At 62.3% G+C, this 5,784-nt stretch carries 6 protein-coding genes and 1 pseudogene; 4 read left to right on the forward strand and 3 right to left on the reverse strand.

The window, feature by feature from the left end; translation table 11 throughout:
• Positions 1-521 (reverse strand): annotated as a pseudogene (locus tag QZY06_RS00510) (hypothetical protein); the annotation flags it as partial.
• Positions 518-1,561 (reverse strand): NAD(P)-dependent oxidoreductase, encoded by a 1,044-nt coding sequence (locus tag QZY06_RS00515; protein ID WP_295678786.1) that lies wholly within the window; start codon positions 1,559-1,561, stop codon positions 518-520. The pseudogene QZY06_RS00510 and the gene QZY06_RS00515, both read right to left, overlap by 4 nt.
• Positions 1,562-1,775: 214 nt before the next feature.
• Here QZY06_RS00515 and QZY06_RS00520 point away from each other — a divergent pair, with 214 nt between their 5' ends.
• The 4 genes from QZY06_RS00520 (at position 1,776) to QZY06_RS00535 (ending at position 5,494) form a co-directional block, all read left to right on the forward strand.
• Complete coding sequence (locus tag QZY06_RS00520) at positions 1,776-2,429, forward strand: BON domain-containing protein (RefSeq protein ID WP_295678789.1); 654 nt, start codon at positions 1,776-1,778, stop codon at positions 2,427-2,429.
• 116 nt (positions 2,430-2,545) lie between these two features.
• The gene (locus QZY06_RS00525; protein WP_295678792.1) at positions 2,546-3,514 is read left to right on the forward strand and encodes a DnaJ C-terminal domain-containing protein; all 969 of its coding nucleotides are present in this window, start codon (positions 2,546-2,548) and stop codon (positions 3,512-3,514) included.
• On the forward strand, positions 3,511-3,828 hold the full coding sequence (locus QZY06_RS00530) for a chaperone modulator CbpM (protein ID WP_295678795.1): 318 nt from the start codon (positions 3,511-3,513) through the stop codon (positions 3,826-3,828). Before QZY06_RS00525 ends, QZY06_RS00530 begins: the two co-directional genes overlap by 4 nt.
• A gap of 31 nt (positions 3,829-3,859) precedes the next feature.
• Positions 3,860-5,494, forward strand: coding sequence for a Na+/H+ antiporter (locus QZY06_RS00535; protein ID WP_295678798.1), 1,635 nt, complete (start codon positions 3,860-3,862; stop codon positions 5,492-5,494).
• Here the strand turns inward: QZY06_RS00535 and QZY06_RS00540 are convergent.
• Positions 5,482-5,784 (reverse strand): hypothetical protein (locus tag QZY06_RS00540; RefSeq protein ID WP_295678801.1); only part of this gene is annotated, 303 nt, incomplete at its 5' end. The two genes, QZY06_RS00535 and QZY06_RS00540, sit on opposite strands and share 13 nt — an antisense overlap.

A 5,784-nucleotide genomic window follows, 5' to 3' on the forward strand; every position in this document is an offset into this window, starting at 1 on the left:
ACGTCGCCGGCATAGTCGAAGCCACGGTTGCCGTAGCGAGCGACGAGTTTCCGAGCCTTGGCCTGACCGACCATATGATTCTGACCATCGCTACCGATCGCGGTCTCGAAAATTCCAAGGTGTTTCGACACCGCATCGGCGATGGCCTGATCGGCTCCGGTGACCAGCACGAGCCGCCGACCGACGCTCCTTTGAACGCACAGCGCGCTCAGCAGATCGGCCCGGTACGGCAGCGTCGTCACGTCGGGCATTCCGGCAATCGCCATATGCCGCTTCAAGACCGCGCGGCCGCGAAGCAACCAGATCGGGAATCTCGATATGATCGACGGGCGGTTCCGAATCGCTGCAAAGAACGATTCCAGTGAAAGATTCGAGCGGACCAGCGTGCCCTCGAGGTCGACCACCATCGGAAGATCGGAAAAATCCTTCTGCGGAACTGCAGACAGTGCTGCATCGGACACCGTCGGGCCGGGCGTACCGATTTCGTCCTCCTTCAGCTTGGGCAAGGTCATCTTGTTCAAAACAGATGCTTGGCCAGCCCCAGCGCGCCTCTCTTCCAAGGCAGCCGATGCGAGACACCGGTCTTGCCAAGGTATTCATCGCGATGTTGCACATACCAGTCGTAATTTCGGATGAGCGCTTCACGGTTGGAAAATTTCGGCACGAAGCCGAGCTTTTCCCGAAGTTTGTCGATGGAGACGAAGCTCTCTTCCCCGGCGGTGTCATACACCCACTGGTAGATCGGTGACAGCTGCAGGAATTCCAGCACTCTCAGCATCATGATCGCGGGAAGCTTGGGCAGCGAGACAACCTGTCTGCCATGCCCCGCACGATCCAGCACGGTCTGGAAGTTGTCGCGCATCGAGCCGTACTCTTTTGCACCGACATTGAAGGTGTCGGCCACCTCAGCCACGTCGAACGAGACACATCGGAGAATGACTTCGCAGAGGTCCTCCACATCGAGCAACTGGTAGAGGTTGTTGCCTTCGCCGAGTACCGGGAAGGACCGTGCCTCGAACGCCCAGTCATAGAGCAACTCGAACATGCCGAGACGCTCGGGGCCGACGAAACTCTTCGGCCGGAGCACCGGAACGCAGTGACCCTCGTTCCGAAATCGGTGGCAGTGATTTTCCGCCGCGATCTTGGCCTCGCCATACGGTCCGACTCCGTGGAGCCGGTCCGTCTCCAGCAGCGGGTGATGGTCGGGAATGCCGTAAACCGAGGTTGACGAGATGTAGATGACCCGCGCGATGCCGGCCTTGAAGGCGCTGGCGAGGACGATGTTCGTTCCTTCGACGTCGGTGGATACGATGTCCTCGTGACTGCTCAGCGGCAGTGCCGCTGCGGCATGCACCACGAACTCGACACCCCGCATCGCGTTGGCGACGGTCTGCGGATTGCGGACATCGCCGACGATGGCTTCGACCCGGTCGCGTTCGGGGTAGTCGAACGGCACCAAGTCCAGCGTGCGTACCGAATAACCGCGAGCCAACAGCAGGCGGCACAGGTTGATGCCGAGGAAACCCGAACCACCGGTGACCAGAAACAGGCTGGGGCTCATGGCGGCTTCCTTGACCCGTCGCGAAGCTGCGACTCGGAAATGACTCTGGCGTGGCGGGCACTGCTAGGTCTGTACGCAGTCGCACGGATATCGGTGCGTTCAGGTGCGGCTCGCAGCACGATCCATTCGATGACGGCCTCTAAGCGAGATGCCGTACAGATGCGAGGTCGCAATCCGCGCAGCGTGTAGCGGCACTTACGGACGAACAGACACCATGAAAACAGATGCGCAGCTGCAAGCGGATGTGATCGCGGAACTCAACTGGGATTCTTCCATCAACGCCACCAAGATCGGTGTTGTAGTCAGTGATGGCATCGTGACGCTTTCAGGCCATGTCGACAGCTTCGTCGAGAAGTGGAGCGCCGAGCGCGCAGCCCAACGTGTGGCCGGCGTGACGGCAATCACAGTCGAACTCGAGATCGAGCTGCCTGACGCTCACCAGCACAGCGATTCCGATATCGCCCGTGCTGTTGAAAACTTGCTGCTGTGGAGCAGCTTTCATCCGAAGGAATCGGTGAAGGTCATGGTCGAGAATGGCTGGATCACCTTGTCAGGGACCTTGGACTGGCCTTATCAGCGCTACGCTGTCGCGAACGCCGTTCGGGGATTGAAGGGCATTACCGGCGTGAGCAACGACATCATGCTAAATCCCAGAGGCCTCCTGAAAGGAATCAAGTCCGGGATCGAAGCAGCTTTGCTGCGACGCTCGATGAAGAACTTGCAGAACATCACCATCGAGGTCCGGGACGATGGCGTCACCTTGTCCGGCAACGTGCGCAACTGGGCCGAGCACGATGCGGCAACCGGCTCGGCATGGGGCACGGCCGGTGTGCGCAGGGTCATTGACCACATCACTGTGACAGGCTGATCGAAGGTCTGGTGGCTGTCGCGGCCAATACGCTGCAATTCCCGCTGGCGTCTGCCACCGTCGCCATCGCGTGGCCTGCGGCTGTCGTGCCGCTGCCTCACGCTCCGGTCTAGCCCATGGATTACAAGGACTACTACGCAACGCTGGCAGTGAAAAAAACTGCTACGGCCGACGAGATCAAGCGTTCCTATCGCAAGCTGGCCCGCAAGTACCATCCGGACGTGAGCAAGGAGCCCGATGCGGAGTCGCGGTTCAAAGATCTGGCGGAAGCCTACGAAGTGCTCGGCGATGCGGCGAAGCGTGCTGTCTACGACGACGTGGGCAGCCGCCAGCAGAACAGTCAGGAGTACCGGCAGCCACCTGGTTGGGAAGGCGGCTACGAGTTCGATGGTCGTGGTGACGGCGGGTTCCCCGGAAGCCCGGGCGGCGGCAATCACAGCGACTTCTTCGACGCGATCTTCGGACGCGCTACCAGCGGTGGGCGAGGCCAACGCCGCCCTGAGCCGACCGTGTCGGGCGACCACCACGCCAAGGTCAGGATCGACCTGGTGGACGCCTATCGTGGCGGGCATCGCAATATCACCCTGCGCGTACCGCAAACGGATGCCAGCGGCCAGACCATGCTGCAGGACCGTACTCTGGACGTGAATATCCCCAAGGGCATCCGTGCCGGACAGCATCTGCGGCTGGCCGGGCAGGGCAGTCCTGCACACGGCGGAGAACCGGCCGGCGATCTCTATCTGGAGATCGAGTTCGCTGCCCATCCGCACTTCCGGCTTGAAGGCATCGACGTCTACGTCGATCTTCCCGTCGCTCCCTGGGAGGCAGCGCTCGGCGCCGGCATTGTCGTGCCGACTCCGGATGGCGATGTGCAGATGAAGCTGCCGGCGGGGTCCGCGTCAGGACGCAAGCTGCGTCTGAAGGGCAAGGGCTTGCCGGGCACGCCAACCGGTGACCTTTATGCCGTGCTGGCAATCGCGCTGCCGCCTGCCGATAACGAGGCCAGCCAGGAGGCCTATCGCGAAATGGCCAAGACCTTCGCCGATTTCAAGCCCCGTCATTCACTGGAAGGGATGAACCCATGAACAATCGCGGCATGTCGAGCGTGCAGGTGGTGGTGGTCGAAAACGACGTTCATTTCACCCTGAACGAGCTTGGCCGAGCCTGCCAGGTCGATGTCGGGCAACTCATCTTGCTCGTCGATGAAGGCATCCTTGCACCGATCAACGACGGGCCGGAGCGCTGGCGATTTGCGGGCGCCGAGTTGCGTCGGGCGCGCCTGGCGCTGCGACTGAAGCGCGAGCTGGAACTGCATGTTTCCGGCGTTGCCTTGGTGATCGACCTGCTCGACCAGATCGATGGGCTGAGAGCCCGGCTGCGCCGCGCCGGCTTGCACTAGCGAGGGGTCGCCGCCCAACCGAAAAGCTGCCATGCAAATCATCGGCATTGTCCTGATCATCTTGCTGACCGTGGCCGCGAGCCGCTTCGCCGCAGGGGTCTCGCGCCTGCCGGTACCACTGCTGCAGATCGCCTTCGGTGCAGGCATCTTCTACTCCAGCCTGACCTCGGTGGAACTCGATCCGGACGTGTTTTTCCTGCTGTTGCTGCCGCCACTGCTGTTCTTGGACGGCTGGCGGATTCCCAAGGACGACCTGTTTCGCGAGGCACCGACCATTCTCACTCTCGCACTGGGACTGGTGCTGTTCACCGTGCTCGGTGTTGGCCTGCTGATCCACTGGCTGGTCCCGGCGATGCCACTGCCCGTCGCGTTCGCACTGGCGGCGGTGATCTCGCCCACCGATCCCATCGCAGTATCGGCCATCGCGGCGCGCACGCCGATCCCGACGCGCATGAAGCGCATCCTGCAGGGCGAGGCATTGTTCAACGACGCATCTGGCCTGGTCTGCATGCGCTTCGCAGTGACCGCAGCGCTGACCGGCTCGTTCGCGCTGACCAATGCGCTTGGCAGCTTTCTATGGGTGGCAATCGGCGGCCTCGCCATCGGCACGGCGGTGTCCTGGCTGGTGACCTGGGTCCGAACACCGGCTTCTGTCCTGCTCGGCGACGACGGCGGTGCCCAGATCCTGGTGACGCTGCTGATTCCGTTCGGCGTCTATCTGCTCGCAGAATTCTTCCATTGCTCCGGGATTCTCGCGGCGGTGGCCGCCGGCATCACTATGGGCTTTACGCCGCACTCGCACTGGGAGCCGATCACTCGCATTCGCCGGACCGCGGTGTGGGACACGGTGCAGTTCGCCACCAACGGCAGCGTCTTCGTGCTGCTGGGCGAGCAGATTCCGTCGATCCTCATGGGTGCCCCGCAGACCGTGAAGCTCACCGGACACCAGAGTCCATGGTGGCTAGGGCTCTACGTGGCCCTCATCGTCGTCGCGCTTGCCGCGCTGCGCTTCATCTGGGTCTGGGTCTCGCTGAAGATCACCTTGTTTCGCAAGGGGCAGCACGACGCTCATCGGTGGTCATCGCAGTGGCGCCTGGTGCTCGCCATGTCGCTCGCCGGTGTGCGCGGTGCCATCACGCTGGCAGGTGTGTTGACCTTGCCTCTGAAACTCGGCGACGGAACGCCTTTTCCGGGGCGAGACCTTGCAATCTTTCTGGCTGCCGGCGTGATCGTGCTGTCGCTGATCGTGGCCACCGTCGCCTTGCCGCACGCGCTTCGCGGCCTGGAACTCTCGACGGAATTCGATCCCGCGCATCAGGCAGCGGAAAGGCGTGTACGTGCGGCGGCGGCCGAAGCGGCCGTTCGTGCCATCGAAGCCGCTGATTCGACGCCAGCAAGTACGCCGGCCGATACCGAATTCTTCATCGAAGCTGCAAGGCGCATCGTGACGCGCTATCGGCAGCGCATCGATCGCTATACGCCCGCTGCGAAAGCCTCCGATAGTGGTGACAGGGCCGACGTCATCGAACGGCAGTTGTCTCTGCTGGGATTGCGGGCGGAGCGCACCGAAGTGCTGCGCGCAGGCCGTGCCCATGACATCGAAGAGGTGACCCAGAGCAAGCTCGTACGCGAGATTGATTTGCAGGAGGCGCGTTACAGCGCGTGATCGTCAAGGGCGGTACGTTCGCGCACAGACGCCACCATTCCTGATGCCCATGCTGGTTGCCCATCCGTAAGCGGCGAACGGTAATGAGGCACTACCAGCGAATCTTCCTGATCGCCGATCCATCGATGCACGAGACGCCGGCCCTGGAACGCGCTGTTTGGCTGGCGCGCCGCAGCCAGGCCGATCTGCATATGGCGATCTTCGATCACGACATCGCGATCGCCGCCGAGGCGCTGATCGATGAGGAGGCTGCCCGAGGTGATCGACAGCAATGGATCGATGAGCGTCTC

Source organism: uncultured Nevskia sp. (assembly GCF_903885465.1).
In the GTDB taxonomy this organism is placed as follows: Bacteria; Pseudomonadota; Gammaproteobacteria; order Nevskiales; family Nevskiaceae; genus Nevskia.